The 23,099-nt window shown below is 41.3% G+C and carries 12 protein-coding genes and 7 tRNA genes; all 19 read left to right on the plus strand.

The features are described 5' to 3' along the window. Positions 1 to 13: 13 nt before the first annotated feature. The 19 genes from ACUM5Y_RS07160 (at position 14) to ACUM5Y_RS07250 (ending at position 23,051) form a co-directional block, all read left to right on the plus strand. A tRNA-Val gene (locus tag ACUM5Y_RS07160) sits at positions 14 to 89 on the plus strand. Between the two features lie 50 nt (positions 90 to 139). Then, positions 140 to 216, plus strand: a tRNA-Asp gene (locus ACUM5Y_RS07165). 25 nt (positions 217 to 241) lie between these two features. Continuing rightward, a tRNA-Val gene (locus ACUM5Y_RS07170) sits at positions 242 to 317 on the plus strand. A gap of 50 nt (positions 318 to 367) precedes the next feature. Further along, positions 368 to 444: transfer RNA gene (locus tag ACUM5Y_RS07175), tRNA-Asp, on the plus strand. Positions 445 to 557: 113 nt separating this feature from the next. After that, positions 558 to 633, plus strand: a tRNA-Val gene (locus ACUM5Y_RS07180). Positions 634 to 683: 50 nt separating this feature from the next. Then, positions 684 to 760, plus strand: a tRNA-Asp gene (locus ACUM5Y_RS07185). Between the two features lie 138 nt (positions 761 to 898). Next, positions 899 to 974, plus strand: a tRNA-Val gene (locus tag ACUM5Y_RS07190). Between the two features lie 400 nt (positions 975 to 1,374). Then, entirely contained in the window at positions 1,375 to 1,854 is a 480-nt protein-coding gene (locus tag ACUM5Y_RS07195; RefSeq protein WP_445976180.1) for a YHS domain-containing (seleno)protein, read from the plus strand. A 242-nt stretch (positions 1,855 to 2,096) separates the two neighbouring features. Continuing rightward, positions 2,097 to 2,354, plus strand: coding sequence for a type II toxin-antitoxin system Phd/YefM family antitoxin (locus ACUM5Y_RS07200; RefSeq protein WP_445976181.1), 258 nt, complete (start codon positions 2,097 to 2,099; stop codon positions 2,352 to 2,354). Continuing rightward, the gene (locus tag ACUM5Y_RS07205) at positions 2,342 to 2,638 is read left to right on the plus strand and encodes a type II toxin-antitoxin system RelE/ParE family toxin (protein WP_445976182.1); all 297 of its coding nucleotides are present in this window, start codon (positions 2,342 to 2,344) and stop codon (positions 2,636 to 2,638) included. Before ACUM5Y_RS07200 ends, ACUM5Y_RS07205 begins: the two co-directional genes overlap by 13 nt. Positions 2,639 to 3,084: 446 nt before the next feature. Further along, positions 3,085 to 4,566: a sigma-54 interaction domain-containing protein gene (locus tag ACUM5Y_RS07210; RefSeq protein WP_445976183.1), complete on the plus strand. Its 1,482-nt coding sequence runs from the start codon at positions 3,085 to 3,087 to the stop codon at positions 4,564 to 4,566. Between the two features lie 49 nt (positions 4,567 to 4,615). Next, positions 4,616 to 7,999 carry a type I restriction endonuclease subunit R gene (locus ACUM5Y_RS07215; RefSeq protein WP_445976184.1) on the plus strand — a complete coding sequence of 1,128 codons (3,384 nt, stop codon included), beginning with the start codon at positions 4,616 to 4,618 and terminating at the stop codon, positions 7,997 to 7,999. Positions 8,000 to 8,014: 15 nt separating this feature from the next. Beyond that, entirely contained in the window at positions 8,015 to 9,613 is a 1,599-nt protein-coding gene (locus ACUM5Y_RS07220; protein WP_445976185.1) for a type I restriction-modification system subunit M, read from the plus strand. Then, the gene (locus ACUM5Y_RS07225; RefSeq protein WP_445976186.1) at positions 9,610 to 10,755 is read left to right on the plus strand and encodes a restriction endonuclease subunit S; all 1,146 of its coding nucleotides are present in this window, start codon (positions 9,610 to 9,612) and stop codon (positions 10,753 to 10,755) included. The genes ACUM5Y_RS07220 and ACUM5Y_RS07225 overlap by 4 nt, the downstream gene beginning before the upstream one ends. 58 nt (positions 10,756 to 10,813) lie before the next feature. Beyond that, positions 10,814 to 11,650, plus strand: a complete 837-nt coding sequence (locus ACUM5Y_RS07230; RefSeq protein ID WP_445976187.1) for a hypothetical protein — start codon at positions 10,814 to 10,816, stop codon at positions 11,648 to 11,650. Positions 11,651 to 11,886: 236 nt separating this feature from the next. Then, the gene (locus tag ACUM5Y_RS07235; RefSeq protein WP_445976188.1) at positions 11,887 to 12,882 is read left to right on the plus strand and encodes a 5'-nucleotidase; all 996 of its coding nucleotides are present in this window, start codon (positions 11,887 to 11,889) and stop codon (positions 12,880 to 12,882) included. Between the two features lie 128 nt (positions 12,883 to 13,010). Continuing rightward, entirely contained in the window at positions 13,011 to 13,475 is a 465-nt protein-coding gene (locus ACUM5Y_RS07240) for a hypothetical protein (RefSeq protein ID WP_445976189.1), read from the plus strand. A 12-nt stretch (positions 13,476 to 13,487) separates the two neighbouring features. Beyond that, complete coding sequence (locus tag ACUM5Y_RS07245) at positions 13,488 to 16,742, plus strand: STY4851/ECs_5259 family protein (protein WP_445976190.1); 3,255 nt, start codon at positions 13,488 to 13,490, stop codon at positions 16,740 to 16,742. A gap of 3 nt (positions 16,743 to 16,745) precedes the next feature. Then, the gene (locus tag ACUM5Y_RS07250; RefSeq protein WP_445976191.1) at positions 16,746 to 23,051 is read left to right on the plus strand and encodes a DEAD/DEAH box helicase; all 6,306 of its coding nucleotides are present in this window, start codon (positions 16,746 to 16,748) and stop codon (positions 23,049 to 23,051) included. Positions 23,052 to 23,099 lie beyond the last annotated feature (48 nt).

Genomic DNA, 23,099 nt, shown 5'->3' on the forward strand with positions numbered 1-23,099 from the left:
TGTAAAACTATATGGGTGTGTAGCTCAGTTGGGAGAGCGTCGCCCTTACAAGGCGAATGTCGGGAGTTCGAACCTCTCCACACCCACCATCTTATCGATGTAAAAGATAAGTCTGATGAGACTCAAAATACTTACTGTTGGAGCAGTAGTTCAGTTGGTTAGAATACCTGCCTGTCACGCAGGGGGTCGCGGGTTCGAGTCCCGTCTGTTCCGCCATCTTTCTAAAGATGTAAAACTATATGGGTGTGTAGCTCAGTTGGGAGAGCGTCGCCCTTACAAGGCGAATGTCGGGAGTTCGAACCTCTCCACACCCACCATCTTATCGATGTAAAAGATAAGTCTGATGAGACTCAAAATACTTACTGTTGGAGCAGTAGTTCAGTTGGTTAGAATACCTGCCTGTCACGCAGGGGGTCGCGGGTTCGAGTCCCGTCTGTTCCGCCATCTTTCTAAAGATGTAAAACTATATGGGTGTGTAGCTCAGTTGGGATTCTTTCCTACAAGGCGCATAGACAGTGGGAGTTAAGAACTCCGATCGGAAGATCTAAAATTGCGTTGGGTGTGTAGCTCAGTTGGGAGAGCGTCGCCCTTACAAGGCGAATGTCGGGAGTTCGAACCTCTCCACACCCACCATCTTATCGATGTAAAAGATAAGTCTGATGAGACTTTAAACACTTACTGTTGGAGCAGTAGTTCAGTTGGTTAGAATACCTGCCTGTCACGCAGGGGGTCGCGGGTTCGAGTCCCGTCTGTTCCGCCATTTACTTCTGATAAGAGTAAATAGGTTTAGCGATACCATCAATAGATGGGTGTGTAGCTCAGTTGGAATTCGTTCCTACAAGGCGCATAACCACCGGGGGTGAGAACTCCACATCTACCTAAAGATGTAAAACTATATGGGTGTGTAGCTCAGTTGGGAGAGCGTCGCCCTTACAAGGCGAATGTCGGGAGTTCGAACCTCTCCACACCCACCATCTTTTGGCTGCTACAGCCACTCTAGCTTTTCCCCTAAATTTTGAAATAGCAATTTGATTGCTCTTATTTTTACTAATCCCGTATTTATTTTGCCTCCTGATAATCTTCTCCAAAACTACATTTAGCCATGTGGCTATGCTGTGGCTGTATTGTGACCGTGCCTGTTTTAAAACCTTACATCACGCCACCAAACCAACTTCTTTCAGATACTTTAATCCTCAACTGATCCATGATCGGTTCATTCTTATTTCATTTTTTCTAAGAAATAAATTCAGCTCTGTTGTTTACATTGGTAGATGAATACAAAGTCTTTTAGTATCAGTGTCTAGGCTCTCGGTGTAGTAATAACAAGCCGTGGGTGAAATAGATTGGGCAAACAGAGCAATTACAAGAGAAAGAATGATGAAAAGCAGAAGACTAGTGCAATGGTTTTACTTGGTGATATGTATTCTATGTGGTTCTGCTACTGCTATGGCGGCTGAGCCTGTAAGTACTGGATTTTGGAGTAATTCTGCTATCGGTGGCCACGATGTATTGGACTATTATCGTGAGGGCATTGAAGGCAGTAGTCCAGTCGCGAAAGGCACTAAGAAATTTATCGTGACATGGAGCGGTGCAGAATGGCATTTTGCCAGCCAAGCATCGGCGGATAAATTTGCGGCCAATCCTGATAAATACGTTCCCCGTTATAATGGATTTTGCGCCAATGCACTGGCGTTAGGCGAAGGCTTAATTCCGACGAGTGGTCAGGTTTGGGAATTTTTCGGAGAAGAGTTGCACTTATTTTTCGCAGAGCGTGGCCGCCAAAGATGGTTAAATGGCGACTGGAAAACTTACCAAGCCCAAGCGGATAAAGCTTGGCAAGCTTCTCTTGATTAGGTGATATAAAGATAGTGGTTTTCGTTTGCTTGTCTTAAGAACACACCTAAAGGGCGTATTGTTTCTGATTAAAATGTCCATTGTTTAGACAAGCTAACCCCTAGGTCGCGCTTAAATTGAGGAAAACACGCAACGTTAGTCGGGAAGTTCGCGTTACCGCAGCTTCGGGTGTTGAGCTTTACGATTGAGTCTTTGTATGAAGGTGATACTATAGTGACACTTTAGTGCTCAAGGTGAACATCATGAAAGTCGAATTAGTAACTACCTTAAAAAGACACGCTACAAAAATATTGGCAGATCTTCATACATCAAAAGAGCCTGTTCTAATTACAGAGCATGGCCAGCCTTCGGCGTATTTAGTCGATGTCGATGATTATGAGATGATGCAAAAGCGTATGGCCATACTAGAAGGTATTGCCCGTGGTGAAAAAGCCATAAAGGAAGGTCATGTACTTTCAAATGCGTCAGCCAAAGAGCAAATGAAAAAATGGCTGAAATAGTTTGGACCGTTCCTGCGCTGAATGAAATTCGCGCAATAGCAGATTATATTTCGCTATCAAATCAATATGCAGCAGAGAAGCTAGTTGCAAATATTTTTGAAACAATCGAGCGCTTAGAAAGTCATCCTGAGTCAGGGAAAGTGCCAATTGAAATACCAACGTTAAATTACCGAGAGGTTGTGGTAAATCCGTGCCGGATTTTTTATAAATTTGAAAACGATAAAGTCTTCGTATTACATGTAATGCGCCAAGAGCAAGACCTTAGGCGCTTTCTTTTAATTTAAGTTAACCTGTTACAATATTTAGGAATAGAGTAAAGTTAAGCTTCCATATTGGCTGGATACTTTAGTTAATGGGTGCATACGTAGAAAATACTGAATCTGATGAAGAATAGCTCGGGTCAGAAAGAACAGACAAGTCGAGGAAGTGCGATTTTACTCTAGCCTCAATCATTTTCACTTCTTGATGGTTAGGTGGAGGAGTAGGGTGTTTGTTGTGATGAACAGTAAGGCTTCTTTACTCAACCCAATAATCTTGCTTCATTCAATAAAACAGTCTATCGATTTGTTGTATCTAGGTCTTACTATCCAACTCTTGTTCTCCTCCCAATATATTAAGCAAATACCTGAATTTAGAGAAATTTTTCATTAAAAAGGTTGATTTTGAGGGGGCATTTCTTAGTATAGATGGTATTAAGAATTATTTGTATTTATTTGTTAAGGAAGTATAAATGCAGCAAAGGGTGTTGATTTCATGGATAGGTGAAACAGATTTAAGAGCTGCGACATCCTTAGTTCCTTTAGATGCTCCAATTTCTTCTACGTTACAGGCTATTCGTTTTGATCGTATTGTCCTCCTGTGTTCATACCCCAGGGCGAGAAGCGAGCCTTACATAGAGTGGCTGACACGTACTACAAACCTCCCTATAGAGTGCCATCATGAATCATTGTTATCGCCTGTTGATTTTGAATCCATATATCAGGCATGTGATAAACACTTAGGTATTTTAAAAGGGGCGAACGTTGACCTCTCCATTTTACTGAGCCCTGGAACGCCTGCTATGCAAGCCATCTGGATATTGCTTGGCAAAACAAAGTACGTCGCTAAGCTTTATCAATCCAGTAAAGAGCAGGGTGTTCAAGAGGCCAATATTCCTTTTGAAATTTCTGCTGAATACACTCCAACTGCTACCAAGCTCACTACAACACAACTTACACAACTCTCTAATGATGATGTGGTATCTGACGCAGCCTTTGACAGCATCATTACACAAAACCCAGTCATGCAACGTTTGAAATCCCAAGCGTATATTCTTGCTAAACGTGAAGTGCCTGTACTCATTCAAGGTGAGACAGGAACAGGCAAAGAGCTTTTTGCTAGAGCGGTTCACAATGCAAGTGAAAGATCTGATAAACCTTTTGTTGCCGTGAACTGTGGGGCATTTCCTACTGAACTTGTTGATTCAATGTTGTTTGGTCATAAAAAAGGCGCCTTTACTGGGGCTTCGTCAGATCAACCTGGTTATTTCCAACAGGCCAATGGTGGAACACTTTTTTTAGATGAGTTTGGTGAGTTAGCGCCAAGTGTTCAGGTTCGACTGCTGCGGGCATTGCAGGAAGGGGTCGTTACACCTGTTGGAGCAAGTAAAGAAGTCAAAGTAGATGTTCGCATTATTACTGCAACTCATAGAAATTTGATACAAGCCGTTCAAGATGGGCATTTTAGAGAGGACTTATTTTATCGTGTTGCAGTGGGTGTACTGACATTGCCCCCATTAAGGAATCGACAGGGCGATATTACCTTATTAGCCGATACATTATTGGCTGATATGGCAACACAAGATACAGCATTGATAGGTAAGAAAATTTCTTCAAATGCAAAAAATATTATCCTTTCACAACCATGGCTGGGTAATATCCGTGAGTTAAGGTCAACTATATTACGAGCGTCTCTATGGAGTGATGAAGATGTAATAACTGAGGAAGATATCAGGCAAGCTTTATTTGAACGACCTCATGATAGTACTAACTTGTTAGATAGGGATGTATCTCAAGGTATTGATATACAAGATATTATTTCAGATTTGGTGAGGCATTATATCCCTAAAGCACTGTCTCATTGCAATGACAGCAAGTCGAAAGCAGCGAAGTTATTAGGGCTTAAAAACTACCAAACATTAACCAATTGGATGGATAAATACGACGTGAAATAGAAGTTGGCACGACCTTCGCTATAACACAAGTATGAAAAAAATATTATTTATGAAATCACAAAATTTTGAGTTTTTACGCGCAGAAAATGAAACCTTAGCAAACCTAGGTGGTATGGCTGAAGCGATATTGTTTATCGACCCTGGCAGTGCATTGACGCGACTTCGAGCGTTCGCAGAAGAACTCACAAAATCCATTTATAAAGAAGAGCGCCTGCCTCGATTGCCAGAGGCCACATTTAATGACCTCATTCGAAATCACGTATTCCAGAATTGCGTAAACAAACCTCTAATATATCAACTTAATTACTTGCGAACACAAGGAAATGAAACGGCCCATGGAGCAGAAGGTGACCTTCGCACGGCGCATATGGCGCTGGGTACCGCTCATCAATTAGCAAGTTATTTGGCCGTTAAGTGCTACGGTAAGAAAAGAGAAAGCCTCCCTGAATTTATTGACATAAAAGATAATCGAGCAGAAGCCGTTACCTTAAAAGGTTCATTAAACAAATACAAAGAAGAGTTAGAAAATCAGAAAAAGCTCAATGACGAATTGCTAGAGCAAGTTGAAAAAGAACGTACGAAAAACCTTCAGCATTTAGACGCCCCTGCTTTGCCAGATCAAGCCAAACTTAAACAAGAAAGTGAAGCGGTTGCCGATAGCTTGCAATGGAGTGAAGCGAAAACACGAAAGCTAGTTATTGATACCATGCTCAGCCAAGCTGGATGGAATGTGTCTGATGAAGAGAGTGTTGGCATTGAAGTAGAAGTCGCCTTTCCCAATAGCCCATCTGGTAAAGGCTATGTTGATTATGTTTTATGGGGTGACGATGGCAAGCCTTTAGCCGTTGTTGAAGCAAAACGTACTGGCAATTCTTCCGACCAAGTTGGCCGAGAACAAGCACGTCTTTATGTCGATGCGCTTGAAAAACAATATGAACAACGACCAGTGATCTTCTATACCAACGGCTACGAAACCTTTATCTGGGATGATGCTCAATACAATACACCGCGTATGGTATATGGGTTTTACAGTCAAGATAGCCTTAACTATTTAGTTTATCAGCGTCAGTATCGTGACAACCAACTTGAGCAAAACAACCCCAATTTAAACATTGCCGATCGCCTATATCAGATTAATGCTATTAAAACGGTGGCAAAAAACTTCCAAGAACAGCGTCGTAAAGCATTAATTATTCAAGCGACAGGCACGGGGAAAACCCGAGTCTCAATTGCATTGGCAGACCTCATGCTAAATGCAGGTTGGGCAAAGAGAGTGCTGTTCTTGTGTGATCGTAAAGAGTTGCAAACCCAGGCCAGCGATGCTTTTAAAACGAACTTACCCAGTGAGCCCCGTTGTGAGATAGGTGAATCCTATAATATTAACGAGAACGCCCGTATCTATGTGTCAACTTACCCAAGTATGATGAATCGCTTTGCGCAATTAGATGTTGGCTTTTTTGACCTGATCATCGCCGATGAAAGTCATCGTAGCATTTATAATCGTTACCGAGATATTTTTGATTATTTTGATGCCTTACAGGTAGGGTTAACCGCCACCCCAGTGAAATACATTAGTCGTAATACCTTTGACATGTTCGGCTGTGAAACCACAGACCCAACTTTTGAGTTTGGTCTTGAAGAGGCGATTAATCATGAGCCGCCTTATCTGGTCGACTTTAAAGTAAAAGATGTCACTACTGAGTTTCTACGCAATGGTATTCATTACAAAGATTTAACAGATGAGCAAAAGCGCCAGCTTGAAGACGATCTAGGAGTAGATGAGGCCCAAAATGCTAAGTATCAAGGGAAAGACATAGGTCGTAAAATCTTCAGTGAAAAGACAGATCAAGAAATTCTAGAAAACTTAATGAATAATGGTATTAAAGACGAAACCAATTCATTAGTGGGTAAAACCATCGTCTTTGCGAATAACCAAAAGCATGCTGAACACCTAGAAAAGCTCTTTTGTAAGCTTTACCCACAACATGGCAACAAGGTGTGTAAAGTCATACACAACAAAATTCCTCACGTAGAAAGCCTCATCAAAGAGTTTAAAAAAAGCGACAACGACTTTCGTATCGCCATTTCTGTGGACATGATGGACACAGGCATTGATGTGCCAGAAGTGGTCAACCTAGTATTTGCCAAAACCGTGAAATCATCTGTTAAATTTTGGCAAATGATCGGCCGTGGTACACGTCTTTGTAAGAATCTTTTTGGGCCAGGTAAAGATAAAAGCGAGTTCTTGATTTTTGATCACTACGGTAACTTTGAATACTTTGAGCAAGAATACAAAGAAGCTAATGACATTGGCGGTAAGCCGTTGTTACAGACTTGTTTTGAGGCACGGGTAAACCTTGCTATTCAAGCGTTAAAACATAATCACAAAGACGCTTTTGATACCGCTATTGAACTTATTAAAGCGGATTTGAGCGATCTACCAAGAGACAGTGTTGCTGTACGCAAAGAGCTACGACAAATAGACAGTTTAATCCAGACAGAACGGTTACAAACCCTTGATGCTACCACTCAACACCTGTTGCTTGAGACGATAGCTCCCTTAATGTCTTCTCGACCATTGCAAGATAAGCATGCAACTCAGCTGGATCGCTTAATTGCCACAATAGAGACGTGCATGGTTGAAAAAGCTAGCTGCTTTGAAGACGGTCGCGACACACTGGTCGAGCAGCTTTCTGCCTTAGCAGTGAATATTCAAGCGGTTCGTCAGAGGCAAGCAATAATAGATCAAGTGAACAGTGCAGAGTTCTGGGTAGATTCAAGTATTGAAAAGCTGGAAACTGCGAGGTCTCAGTTGCGAGGCATTATGAAGTTCCGCCAGAACAATGCAAACGGGAATTATGATGTGCTTAAAACACGTACACAAGATGGCGAAGTGCGTTCGGATGAGCGCAAACACAACTTGTTTAGTAAAGATGAAGTGAGTGTGTATCGCCGCCGAGTGAAAGAGCTATTAGATGAATTAGTGAGTAGTAACCCCATATTGCAGAAAATCAGGAACAACGAAAGGGTATCGGAAGAAGATCTTAAAAATCTCACCTCGACCATCTTAACAACATATCCAACAGTGAGCTTAGATGCCTTGAATGAATTTTATGGCCGCACGGCGGATCAACTGCACATTACTTTACAGGAATTGATAGGATTAGAACCTTCTAAAGTGAATGAACATTTCACCGACTTTGTTCACCGACACCCAAACCTAACCGCTCAGCAAGTGCGTTTTATGGATATGTTGAAGAGCTACATAGCTAACTACGGATTTATTAATCTTGCGAAGCTTTACGAAGCGCCTTTCACCAGCGTCAATTCAAATGGCATTGATGGCGTGTTTAATGAAGCAGATGTAGAAGACCTAGTGGCTGTACTAAAACCTTTCGTAAAATCGACTGGCCCAGAGCAATCGGCACCCTAATTAAAGAGAGAATTTATGCTAACCGGACCAATCCGTAATGACATCGACAAACTTTGGGAAAAATTCTGGACAGGGGGGATTACCAATCCCTTAACCGTGATCGAACAAATCAGTTACCTCATGTTTGCCCGTATGCTCGACATGCAAGAAGAAGCCGAAGAGCGTAAGGCAAATCGTACTGGTAAAGCCTTTGTTCGCCTTTTTCCAGATACCAAAGAAGGGCAATTACTACGCTGGAAAAACTTCAAAAACTTGTCTGGTAAAGAGCTTCATAAACACCTTAAAAGCGAAGTGTACCCGTACTTTTCCAAACTAGGGCAAGTGGCTGATATAGAAGAAGCAGATGAAAATACACCCACCAAAGCGCTTGGTCACATCAGTGACTACATGGAAGATGCGGATTTAGAAATCAAAAACGAATCAGTTTTGGTGGCTGCGTTAGAAATGGTCGATTCCTTACCGCTAAACCAAAGCGATGTAAAAGGCGACATTTACGAATACCTGCTAAGCAAATTAACAACCGCTGGCATTAATGGTCAGTTTCGTACGCCACGGCACATTATCGATGCCATGATCGAAATTATTGATCCACAACCCTTTGATACCATTTGTGATCCATCCTGTGGTACAGCGGGTTTCTTGGCGCGGACAATGGAATACCTAAATCGTCAGCACACCAGCCCAGAAAATATTTGGGAAGACGAAGAAGGCAATAAACATTACCCAGGAGACAAGCTAGAAAGCTACCGTGAGCATATTAGTGATGAAATGTTCTGGGGATTTGATTTCGATACCACCATGTTACGCGTGTCCAGCATGAACATGATGCTACACGGGGTGAACGGTTCTAACGTGCTCTACCAAGACACCTTGAACAAATCCATTCGTGAAAACTTCCCCAAACAAGAAGAAAACTTCTTTGACGTGGTGCTGGCGAACCCACCCTTTAAAGGTAGCCTAGACGAAACTAACACCAATCCAGAGCTGTTGAGTATGGTGAAAACCAAAAAGACCGAGCTCCTGTTTGTCGCGCATATTCTACGTTCCTTAAAACTGGGTGGTCGTGCGGCGGTGATCGTGCCAGATGGTGTGTTGTTTGGTTCCTCCAAAGCCCACCAACAATTGCGTCAAGAGCTGGTGGAACAAAACCAGCTGGAAGGCATCATCAGTCTACCTAGCGGTGTGTTTAAGCCTTACGCAGGTGTTAGCACGGCTATTTTGCTCTTCACTAAAGGCGGCTCTACAGAGCGTGTTTGGTTCTACGATCTACAAGCGGACGGTTATTCATTAGATGACAAACGCACGCCATTAAAAGGCGAAGACAGTAACGACCTACCAGATGCCATTGATCAATGGAAAGCCTACCGTCAGCTGGTACTGGATAACGCTACGGTGGAGCAAATAAATGAGCAATTTGGCGACAAGACCCAAAAAGCCTTTGTGGTGGATGCGGCCGACATTACCAGCAATAAATACGATCTCTCCATCAACCGCTATAAAGAAGTGGTCTACGAAGAAGAAGTCTACGAAGACCCGAAAGTCATCCTCGGCAAACTGATGAACCTTGAAAACGACATCATGGCAGACCTGAAGGAACTGGAGGGGATGCTATGAAATGGCCTATGGTGAAGTTGAGGGATGTCGTTACTTTAATAAATGGGCGAGCCTACAAAAAGAATGAGATGCTAAGAGAAGGCAAGTATCCATTAATGCGAGTTGGTAATTTTTTTTCAAATCGAGATTGGTACTACTCAGATCTAGAGTTACCAGAAAAGCAATATTGCGATAAAGGTGACCTTATCTACGCATGGTCGGCGTCATTTGGTCCACAAATTTGGCAAGGTGGAAAAGTAATTTATCACTACCATATTTGGAAACTAATAGTTGACGAAAGTTTAGCTGACAAAAAATATTTATTTTATGCTCTAAAAAGGGATGTTGATTTTATAAAAGCTGAGCAAGGTTCAGGCTCCACGATGGTTCATGTCACAAAAACTGCTATGGAAAACAGGGAAATCCCCCTCCCTCCACTAGAAGAACAAAAGCGCATCGCCACCATCCTCGACAAAGCCGACGCCATCCGCTGCAAACGCCAACAAGCCATCGACCTCGCCGACGTCTTCCTACGCTCCGTATTCTTAGATATGTTCGGTGACCCTATTACTAATCCGAAAGGGTGGAAACAAGGGGGTTTTAGCGATATTAGCGCTATAAACCCAAAAGCCGAAAAATATGATGATAAACTTCCAGTTTCATTTGTAGCAATGTCAAATGTGTCAGAAGATTCGCATGTTTTGGATGCTTCAGATATTCGAGTTTATTCAGATGTTAAAAAAGGTTTTACAGCTTTTAAAGAAGGTGATGTGCTTTTCGCTAAGATTACTCCGTGTATGGAAAACGGAAAAGCTGCGATTGCAACAGGGCTGAAAAACGGAATAGGGTTTGGCTCTACGGAGTTCCATGTATTTAGACTTGATAATACCAGCTACGCCCCATTCATATATAGTTTGATACATTTGCCTATTTTTAGAAAAGTTTCTGCTAGCAACTTTTCCGGTGCTGTTGGTCACAAACGAGTCCCTAAAGACTTTTTAAGTAATTTTAAACTTATACTTCCACCGATTGAGTTGGTTCTAAAATTTAAAAATGTTTTTGAAGCAGTGAATGAAAGCAAAACTAAATTTTCAGCAAATACATTTGAAAGTAGTGAGTTGTTTCATTCGCTAAGCCAAAAAGCTTTCGCTGGTGAGCTTTAATCAGGTTGTAACTTGTTAAATGGATAGATAGGAAAAACTTAAAAGGGAGAAATAGCCGATGTGGCTTGATATATCACGAGGTTCGTATCGGTTAGTAGAATTTAATCAGGCTTCCATTCGAGGGCTGAATGCACTGGGTGAAAACAGTTTTGTCCTGTCCTTACAAGGGGCAAGAACCACAGAAAAAGCACGAATTTTGAATATTCGAATCTCCATCTTCAGTAAAGGAGATCGTAATAATATTGCCAGTAACCTTTCGTCCAATGAGCAACTCATTGAGCTGAATGGTCATCCTGGCAATCAATCCTTATCTTTTAGTGTATCGCTGACGAATGAACAACTGCTCGCCATTGAAGACTATCGGCAGTTTGGGGATTTGGCTTTGCATTGTCGCTTGGAAGCATTAGTGCTGAGTGAAGATGGTGACATTAGACAAAGCAACAGTGACAGTGATTACCACATCCCTCAACAAGAGTGGGTAAAGGCCTTAAATCAATCAGGCTTTCAAGACTCCTATCTTTATGAAATTCCTCTTCCTGCAACGATATCCGACATTAAAGCCATGTTATCTAAAGCACAGTCTTGTATTGATATTGGAGATTATCAAAACGCAGTAATGGAATGCCGGAGAATCATCGAGCGAGTAGAGGAATTACGTGGAGACCATTCTCAAGCCAGAACGGCAAGTAATAAGCTTAAAGATAATGGTTTAAGAAAAGGCATGACAGCAAACGAACGCGCCTTAGCATTACGGGAAGGGGTAAAAAACATCTGTCAGCTAGGCGCACATGGCAGTGAAGAATTCTCAAGATCCCAGGCTCGAATGATACTAGGAATGACATTGACCTTACTGTCTGAACCGACAGTAGGGTCAGTGGTAACGAAAGAAGGCTGATTAAATCAGTAGGGACAACAGGTGTATTCATGGCAGTACAACATGGGATCTGGCGATAGGGGCTGGGTGAATATACCGAAAACAGGCTATGTAGGCGTTGCTGAAGTTGGCTTATTTGGTAACCAAAACTCCGTTGCAAGACCTAGGGCTTCTAAATGGGGTTACACCGTAAAGCGGTTGAAAGAGGTTTGGGCAATATCTTAAGCCTGAAAATTATAAACACTATAGGTAGTTAAATGGCATTTGATTTAAGTAATACCCTGGTTGTTGGCATCTCTGCCACTGCCTTGTTTGATATGAGTGAGTCAGATCAAATTTTTAATGATGCACGCCTGGAAGACCCGTCAACGGCTGTTGAGGTTTATCAAAATTATATGCTTGAGCGAGAAAGTGAGCCTTTGGCACCAGGTGCTGGCTATCACCTTGTTAAGGCATTGTTGTCGCTGAATGAACATAGACAAGAAGAAGACAAATCTCCATTAGTCGAAGTGGTTGTTATGTCTCGCAACAGCCCAGATACGGGGCTACGTGTCTTACAGACAATACGAAATGATAAGTTGAATATCACAAGGTCGGCTTTCACTGCTGGAGAATCAGTGCCTGATTACCTTGAGGCATTTGATGTGGATTTATTTCTAACTACCAATGTGGATGATGCTCAAAAAGTCATTGATTCCCGCCAATGCGCGGCGGCTATTTTAAGAGAGCCGCCTAAAGATGCCCCCAAGATTCCAGATGACCAAGTTCGTATTGCTTTCGATGGTGATGCTGTGTTGTTTTCCGATGAAAGTGAGCTTGTATACAAAACCCAAGGAATGGCCGCTTTTCATGCACAAGAGGATGAGAAACAAGATATTCCAATGGAAGAGGGGCCTTATGCGAGCCTTCTGAAAAAATTATCAAAACTGCAGGACCGCTTGCCTATTAGTGTTGAATCCTCTCCTGTACGTATCGCCATTGTTACTGCGCGAAACAGCCCTTCAGAAATGCGAGTTATTAAAACGCTTCGAGCATGGGGTGTTTACGTAGACGAGGCATTCTTTCTTGGTGGTGTTGGCAAAGGCAAGGTATTGAAAGCCTTCAATCCACATATCTTTTTTGATGATCAGGATATTCATTTAGACGCTGCTTCTCAGTTGGTGCCCTCTGCCAAAGTGCCTTATTTAAGCTCGTCAAAATTGAGTGAGAAGGCTGGTAGCGCTAAGAGTAAAAAAACCAAAAAGAATAAGTAATATTATCTATATATAAAATAATTTATCATGTTTTGTTTTTTTATTTTATTTAAGTGATTGATTTAAAAGAATAAAAAAGTTGGCACACTCTTCGCAATATACATGTTAACTATTATGAGGAGATATCTATGAAGAAAATGTGTTCAGTCGTGCTTGTGTTTGCTGCCATCATCCCATTTCTTGGATTTGGTGTTATGGAGTTTTATCCAAACCTTGAAGAGGCATCATACTTTTCAACCACTTTTGGTATTGGTGCAAGCTTATTCTCTGGTGCTGCTTTGGGATTAGCGATTTATTCGTTTGTTTTACAGCAACATCAGAATGATCAATTCGAACAAGCGACTTTGAAATCATTAGAAGGGCAGGTTGAGGCGCTTGGCCTACTGAAAAAAGCAATTGATGAACAGGCTTCAACAGCTAAAGTAACAGCGCTTAACACATTGATTATGATGGACGAGCGACGTGTGCAAGACCTAAAAGAGTGGGGTAAAAATGCTGGTGATATTAATAAGTATGCCGGCGGGATAAAGAAAGCGAAAAATCGGATTGAAGAGAATAGATTAAAAGTAGAACAAATTAATGATTCAATATAAGGACATGTCGAAATGGATATTACATCATTTATCCCTGTTTCTTGTAGTAGTTGGCTTTCTGCTATGTTCCAAAAACGTGGCTTGGCAAGTTCCAATCAAAAGCCATTGTTTACCTACCAGCTAACGAACGATGAGTATCAAGAATTAAAAGTCGTTATTAGAAGGTTAGATGTTTCAAAAGAAAGGCTTAGAAACGCTGAATGGTGCGCGGCATTTTGCCTGTTTTGTTCGGAGTGGTATCGCCGTGAATATAAAGAGGGCTGGTCCTGGGATGGGATTTGGAATGCGTTAGATTTTAAGATCGAAGCGAGCCAAAGGCCCCAATTGATTGAAAGAGGTTTGAGTTACTGGGGGCGAAAAGTTAATCGCTATGAAAGTGATCGGAATGATTTTCTAGGTACTGTGTTCAGTGAAGGTGGTTTACCTTTTGGTTTATTAGCGAATCAAGGTAGCCGGTATCAGCAACTCTTCAAGCGATTGCTTAATGAATTTGATAAAGCAAAATCATTTGGTGTTTCTCCAGTACCACTTATACAAAAGCAATTAGAGGGTTTTCCCGATGCCTTTCAAAAAGAAACGACGGTAGCTTTACTTGATGAAATGGTTGCTAGGTTATATGGCTTCATAGATCGTTACGATTTGGATAATCAGTCAGATCCAGTTGCTCACCTTGATAATTCACTCCCATCATGGAGAGGTAGCTTTCCTATCCCTTTAGAAGATTCAACTGGGAATGAGTTCTTAGCTGGATTACTGACTTCGGCAGCGACACAGCGAAAAGATATTAAGCAACGACAAAAGCGTTTAGCTATACAGCAATGGCTGTCCCACTCAGAAAACATTGGCTTCAAAGGTCAAGTCGAATGTGACAAGCGCATCCAAATACCTATTGGTAAAAGTGAGTTTTCTCACCCTAATGCCGAGCTTTTCCTGTATGAAGGTAAGCAGCAGATTAAGAGCTTAGGGCGTGTACGTTTAGAATGCGATCAAGAAGTGACTACTTTACACCTAAGGTCTACAAAATTTGAATTCTCTCGTGAACGATGGGAAGCACCTTTAAGTCTTGTGGTGATGCAATCAGGTACGATTCGTTATCAAGAGGTCATCCCTGATTCGTCAATTTTACTATCAGATATGCCGGTAGTGCTTGAGCAGGTTGACGGTCGTCATCACCTAGTTGGTCTTGGAGGCGTTAGTAAAAAAGCAGAAAGCCTTTATGTTTTAACATCCAGTTACTTTCAAGCGCTAACGCAAGAGGAATCTGCCAACATTTTTAGCCATGAAAAACTAGATGGCGGTTACCAGTTCATTCATTTTGCTGGTGAGCTGACACTCTCCTCACATTCCGATGACTTAAGTGATCAGTATGTTATTTCCACTAAAGCAGACGCATTTACTAAAGACCTATTAAGTATTATTGGTGCGGAGTTAGCCTACGAGTCTGTTCAAGGTTACCCCGTTTTCAAAGGTGTTCCAAAAATATCTTGTCAGCTGCCTAGTGCCGTGATCTACATTGGTGATTCTATCTACGGAAAAGGGGAATACCTTGCTGCAATATATGGACGCCAAGTATTGCGCGTGAAAGTAGGGGGTAAAACGCTGTATCGCCGTAAAATAGCGATTTTACCTGAAAGCTTGCAAATAAAAATTGAAGCAGGCAATTCGCCAACAACTGGAGCGATTTACTTAGACTGCGAGCAAAATCTAACTTCTAAGGTAACAACAGATATTGCGACTAAAATTATTAAAACTGATGTGGGTAAGAGTATCGGTCTTATTGCAGGTGATACTCCGCCTTCTGAAGTTGAACTTGAAGTTCGTGCAAACTTATTAGCAGATCCAATTGTCTTTAGAATACCATTTCCTTCTAAAGGAGCATTATTAGTTGATGCGGATGGGCAGAAATTAAACAAAAAAGTGGTTGTCGAGGAATTGCTAGGAGCGCGGGCGCTTTTATTTTCTGAACCAGGAAAGGGTAAAACTAAATTTGATATTGAGTTACAAGCACCTACACGTTCAAAGGATAAAGTAAGTTTTAACTATACCTATTTAGTAAGCGACTCATTTACAGAGATAAGTCTGTACGAATTTAGACATAAAATAAAAGGGTTACTCTCTACATCTGTCGGTTTAGATGAAACAGTAAGGCTTATTATCAGTAGTACCAGTACTGATCCAGTTCAGTATCAAATTGGTCGCTATACAACCAGTCCAATGAAAGAAGGGGACTTGTTGGTTTTTAATGAGAAAGAAGTGGGCGATTTTGGGAGCATACAGGTTGAGTTAATTAATTTAGAAAACCCTGAAGAAAAACCTATTAAACTGATACAAAGGAGCTCAAACAGTTCACCGATTGGAAATTTTGAGCTTCCTCTTCAGGTAGGGTCACCGAAATTAGCGGTACCAAGCAAAACTTCTAGAGTTTCATTTCGTGCTTCTTATTTGGCACCGGATCACACCGTGCTAAATACAGAAAAAGCTAAAACACTTAATAAAGCGGTATCGGAATTTCATCCTCTTCATAATTCGAATCCATTTAGGACTATTTTTGATGATATGGCTGTTAATTTTTCTCATTCAGGCTGGCTATACCTCGATGCTCTATTTGAAAATTTCTCGCACTTACCCATGTCAACATTTGAAGTCTGGAAAGCTTTGGCTAAACATCCGCTTTGCTTAACTTCTTATCCTCTGGCTAGCAGGCATAATACAGAAGACATTCTGCAAGCATTTCAGACAGAGTTTAATATCATATGGGAACTGAATTCTTTGTATAGTTGGAGCAAAGCACTAAGTAGTTATAAAGAATCCTTGCAAGCGCAGGCATACCCGGATGAACTTGTTAAGCTTTTTGAAATGCGAGAATTAGATAAATTGATGAACTTTTTAGGTTTACCTGAGTTATTTAAGGCATCTGAATCAAATGGTGCCGTTTATCCAGCTTTAGTGAATATTTGGAAGGGAGATTTACTAAGGGTAAATGCAGACAATGAAAACTGGCCTTCACACTATGACTTCTTTTTTAATCAATGGCTCTTGAATCATAAGCCGGAACTGCTTTGTTTCGAAATACCACACAAATTCCAAACAGCAGTAGCGTTATTTCCTATTATTGCGGCGGCTGTTGTTTCGGGAAAAACGACATGGTCAGATGTTTTAGGTGCAACAGGCGCAAATTACTTATTACTGAGACAACTAATGGACTTCGATCGAGATTGGTTTAATTCTGTTTTTCAATGCTGTTTATCTATTTTTGCCACGGAGTAAGATATGGCTGGTTACTTTTCGACACTTAAACAACAAGCGAACTCTCGTGCTAAAGAAGCAACATTGAGTGTTCTTGGAATTAGCAACCCTAACTTGCGTAATCACTTAAATGATCTATTTGAAAGTGAGGAGCCATTTGTTCATGGTCCAGTGTTTGAACAGATGTTTGGATGGGAGCCTCACACTGAGAAGATTTGTGAACTGAATAAAATTTTATCCCCGAAAATTATTGATGCATTGGATCACGAAAATAATGGACGATATTCCTTTAAAAAGGACTGGAGTCCTTTTAAACATCAATATCAGGCGTGGACAGACTTACTGGATGAGAGCCCGAAGTCACGTATTATTACCAGTGGTACAGGCTCTGGTAAAACCGAATGTTTTATGGTTCCAGTGCTAGAGGATCTTTATAGAGAGACGCTTCAGGATGGTCAAGCCCTTACTGGTGTTAGAGCGATATTTCTTTATCCATTGAATGCTCTCATTAACTCGCAACGTGAGCGTTTGAATGCTTGGACAAAGCACTTTGAAGGCGATATTCGTTTTTGTCTCTACAACGGTAAAACGCCGGAAAAACTTAAAAGTAAAGATTGTCAAAAGCAAACTGCAACCCCACAAGATGTGATGAGCCGCCAAGGGATGCGCGACGACCCAGCTCCCATTCTTGTTACTAATGGTACTATGTTGGAGTACATGCTGATTCGTCAAGCAGATGCTCCAATTATCAAAAAATCTAAAGGAAAGTTGCGCTGGATCGTTCTAGACGAAGCACATACTTACATTGGTTCTCAAGCAGCGGAATTAGCGTTGCAGTTACGCCGTGTTATGCAAGCCTTTGAAGTTAAAGCGGAGGACATTCGCTTTGTAGCAACCTCGGCAACCATTGCAGGAAAAGAAGCTGAAGAAAGTTTAAGACGTTACTTGGCTAATCTTGCAAACATTTCGGTTGATCAAGTAGCGGTAATCGGTGGCAAGCGAATTGTACCTAAGCTAAACACAGCTGAGAGCGTCAACCGTACAATTGATGAAATTGAGTCTATCGATCCAGAAGGCCAGCTACCAATAAAGCCAAAAGAAGGTCGGAAAGAAGACGTTTCTAGCAAACGCTTTAGAGCTCTAGAAGAGTCTCGAATTGCAGTACATCTTCGCAATGTATTAACTGCAGGGAGTTCAGGGCCTAAGTCAATTTATGAGTTAGTTTCAGATATGTCTGACTTTAAGTTGAAAGAAAGTGATATTTTTCGCTGGTTAGACCTCTGTACGAATACTAAAGAAACTTCGAGCTCTGAGGCCTTTTTAAAAGTTCGCTCTCATTATTTTCAGCGGACTTTAAGCGGACTTTGGTCTTGTGTGAATCCAAATTGTTCTCATAAGCAACACTCAAAATTGCAGAAGAACTGGCCTTATGGCTATGTCTACACAAAGCAGCGGCCACACTGCGAATGCGGTTCCCCTGTCTTAGAGATAGTATTCTGTCATAAGTGTAGTGAACCACATTTACTAGGAACTATTGACAAATATAGCAGCAAGCTAATGCCCTGGGTTGATCGCTCCCATGATGCATTTACTCTAACGGAAGATGATTCTGATGAAGAAGGTGATATCTTAGATAATTCAGACGAAAGTGAGAATGAGCAAGTCCAAGGTTCAAGGGCTTCTGGGCTTGTTGTTATTGGCGCAAACACCACAGAAGAACACAATTACTTTCCGAGATCATTTTCTAAAGATGGGGCAGAATCTTTTGATGAAAGTGATTTTTCTTTGGCATTGAGAGACGATTTAGAAAAGCCAGTTTGCTCAGATTGTGGACATTCTGGAAGAGGGCTCCACGGGCAAGCATTAAGACGTTGTATGCTGGGCGCTCCGTTTTATTCCACTAATGCTGTTCCCACCATATTAGAATATTGTCCAGACTTTGAGCCTGAAGAAGATGCTAAGGTTAAGTTGACCCCTGCTGAGCTACCGTCTCGTGGGCGACGTTTGATTACATTTACTGATAGTCGTCAAGACACGGCCAAAATGTCGGTTAGCATGCAGCAAGAGGCTGAGCGCTCTTTGCTACGTGGCATTATGCTTAGAGAGCTTAAGAATCATTTAGAAGAAAGAAGTGATTTAGATGAAGCAGTTTTTGAAAGAGTCAAGATGTATGTGGGGTTCGCTCCTGACGTAATTCAAGACTTTATATTTTTACAAAAAAACAAAGACCCTGAATTAGCTATGGCTTTAGAGCTGTATTTAGATTCCTTGAGTGCTGAAAAAGTATCAAGTCCAACTCCTGTTACATGGCAGGAATTAGTTCGAGAGCTAAAGTCAGATCAAAATGTTTCTCACTCTATGACGTGGGAAAACCGATACCTAGACCCCGATGCTTTTGATAAAAGTGATGCAACGATACTTTCAGAGATGATTTTAACGCGTGAGATCGCCCGCCGACCTAAATATCGAAATAATGTGGAAACTCAGGGTTTAGTTCGTATCGTTTACCCTGGGATCGAGTCTATCAATTCGATTCCAGATAAATGGTCTGAATATGGGCACTCTCTAAAAGACTGGAAAGATTTTCTCGTGGTATGTATGAACTTCTACGTTCGAGAAAACACCTTTGTTCAACTTAATAAAAGCTGGTCTAAATGGATTGGAATGCGTTTCTATGAGAAGCACTTAATTAGTCCTGAGTCAAAAGATGATAAAGGCATCAGGGTGAAACCTTGGCCACAGGTGAGGTCAAAAGCCAGGCAGCAGTCTCGCTTAATTTCGCTGTTAGCTAAAGCAAGCAAGTTAGATCCGACAGAAAAAAAAGCAGAAGACATTATCAATACCTGGCTTAAAGCCGCATGGAATTGCTTAGTTAGCGGTCAATCTAAATCTCTTAGTGAGTTTACGGGTAAACAGTACCAGCTGAGATTGGATACCATCAGTTTCTCCATGATGACGAAGGCTTATGTTTGTCCGATCACTAATAAACTAATAGATACTGTTTTCAAAGGGATTACGCCTTATATTCCTTGGAACAAATATCCAGATAGAGAGCCAGACAAGTACTTATGTAAACAGGTTGATTTACCAAAAATCTGGCAGCTTGATACATCAACGGATAACAGTCGCTATATTTCAGTTATTCGAGAGAATTTGGCTTCTAACGACATAATTAATCAACTACGCCAGCAAAATTTATGGACGGATATTAATGATCGAGTGGTCGAGGGTGGAGTTTATTACACTAACGCAGAGCACTCTGCACAGCAATCATCAGAAAAGCTAGAGAAATATGAAGAGCGATTCAAACAAGGCCAAAAAAACGTCTTAAACTGCTCGACTACAATGGAAATGGGGGTAGATATTGGTGGTATCTCTGCTGTTGTTATGAACAATGTTCCGCCACACCCTGCTAATTATCTCCAGCGTGCTGGGCGAGCAGGGCGCTCAAAAGAGGCTCGTGCGATTGGCTTTACACTTTGTAAGAATAATCCTCATGATCAGTATGTGTTTAACAATCCCAAATGGCCCTTTGAAACAAATATTCCTGCGCCACATGTAGCCTTCAGCTCTGCCAAAATAGTACAACGCCACATAAATGCTTTCTTGCTTGGTACGTTTCTACGAAATGTAATTGGTGAAGTAGATAAGGAACGGTACTCACTACCACTTCAATGGTTTTATGAGCCTGGAAATCCTGAAAAATCTGTTTGCACTCGATTTATATACTGGCTTGAGGGTAACCCGCTTCAGTTAGAAAAAGAAATTAAAACACTTACATCACAGACTAAGTTGGAAAGCTCAAGCGTAGATAGTTTAGTCACAATGACATCTGAATCGATCAAGGCCTTAAGAGAAAAGTGGTTAAATGAGTTTCAATTTATTCAGTCAGAGCTTACTTCTGCTGATAAAGAAAGTGCTCATGCTTATAAACTGAACGGTGATTTAAATCGTCTTTGTAATGAGTATTTGCTCCGTGATCTTGCATGCCGCGGTTTCCTTCCAGGCTACGGCTTTCCTACAGATGTTGTTAATTTGAATGTGGGTAACCTAGAAGACTATCTCCGCGAGAAAGAGGGTAAGAAGAATAAACAAGATGAACGCGAAGATAATGTCGCGATCAATAGGGGGCTACCAAGTCGAAATTTAGCCGTTGCTATTCGCGAATACGCGCCAGGGACTGAAATTGTACTTGATGGCCGTGTACATAAAACAGCTGGTATATCGCTTGGTTGGCAAAAAGCTCATGTAGAAGGACTTAAAGAAACGCAAAAGTTTGACGTTGCGTGGCACTGCTCTCATTGTGGTCAAACGGGATATGAGCCGGATCTCAGCCAACAAAATAATATCATGTGTAGCAACTCGGCATGCGCAAAGCCCATTAAAATAAAAGATCAGCGTAAGGTGATACAACCAACAGGTTTCGTGGCAGATTTTTACCTGCCGCCAAGCAACAATATATCGCAGACCGCTTACATTCCAGTTCAAGATCCATGGGTGATGGGGAAAGGCGATAAAGTTACATTACCTAATTCCGAACTTGGTTATATGGCAGTTGATACCTCAGGACATGTTTTTCATTACAGCTCAGGCTTAAATGGTACAGGTTATGCTCTTTGTCTTGGTTGCGGTCGAGCAGAATCTATGACCGCAACAGGTGAGTACCCAAGATTACTTAATCCTGAAGGGACGCATAGGCCACCTATGCCAAATAAATTCCAACGTGATGAAAATGGTAAACCTGAATGTGGTGCATCAGGAAAGATAATGGAAAGTATTCATCTTGGGTCTAATACCACAACGGATGTATTTGAGTTAGTCCTTCGTAATCCTGTAACAGCTGAGTATCTAAATAATAAAAGTATTGCGGTTACAATGGCTGTTGCTCTTAGAGAAACCTTAGTTGATCAACTTGGTATTTCATCTAATGAAGTTGGTTATAGCACCAGACCAGCAATTGTAGAGCAAGGTAATAAAGCACAAGTCATTCAGCTGTTTGATACAGTCAGCGGTGGTGCAGGATTCTCCATATCTGCGGCCGCCAAGATTAAAGATCTCTTAAAAGGTATGAAAAATGTTCTAGAATGCAAAGATCAATGCGACCTTTACTGCCACTCTTGTCTTTTAGAGTCAGACTCACGGCATGATATTGATCGCCTAGATCGTAAGACAGCACTTACTTGGTTGAATGAAGCTGATTTTGACAATCATCTTGATCTTCCAGCCGAATATCAGAATATGTTCGGTTCTGTAGATGCAATTTACAATTCAATGTCCATAAAGGAGAAACTTGCTGAGCAACTTCGTAATAAACCTTCCTCTGTTAAGTTTATCTTGTCTAAGAATATTGAAGATTGGGATACCTCTCTTGGTTATTTAACATCGTACTTCCATCGATTGTTAGGTGAGAATTTGAATGTTCAAGTAGTTGTACCTGAGATTAAGTGGGAAAAAGAAGTTAGAGAGTTTCTGGCTCAGCTTTCTGCTATGAAAGTAGATATAGTGGAAGCAGACGTTAAGGTTCCCGCGGTGGTCCAGGTGTGTAGCGAGTATTCCTGTGAGACGATAGGGTGTCTTGACGAACAATCAAGAACTTTAGGTGAAAATTGGCTTAATTCCTCTGATATTTCTGTTACAACGGATGCCATACCCGAAATCACAGGCAAGGTACTATCATTCTCGGAACCTTCGACTGTACAAGGTGCGGTTGATATAGCTGTTAAGAATGAGTTAAATGGATCCTTAAAGGGCTTTGGATTAAGACTTTTGGAATTATTGGGTAAAAAAGATAGCAGGCTCGAAAACTTATTTGAGAACGATAAGCTTATCTCGATTAATTATACTGACCGCTATTTACAAAGCCCATCAAGCCTTTTGATGCTAGGTGAGCTTCTAAGCTCTATTTCTAACCAAGATAATGATGTAACGGTGACAACTTGCTTTGATCAAAAAGGAAATAACCCTGGTCATGCGATACATCATGACTGGATATACGAGGATGACTATGAAGTGATCTTCACAGGGTGGATAAAGCAGATTTGTGGTCCTAATACATCAATCCAATTGGCCAATAAATCAGATATACCTCATCGACGTAGTTTAATTTTAGGATTTGAATCAGGTTCTAAAGCACAGATTATTTTTGATCAGGGGCTGGGTTATTGGCGATTAAAAGTGGAGCGAGGGCTTCATAACTTCGATTTTCGTAGGAGTATTCCTGATCAAGTTACTAGGCTTGGAGATGCAAGAGGCAATGCAAAGATCTCTCATAGCGACTACTGTGATTGGGATACATTCATTACGGTAAATATAGAAAAAAGCGATTTATAACACATAAAACCCTCTTGCTTTTTCCAGTTTAGTGTCCTAGTGAAGATG

The sequence above is a fragment of the Marinomonas dokdonensis genome (genome assembly GCF_052747885.1).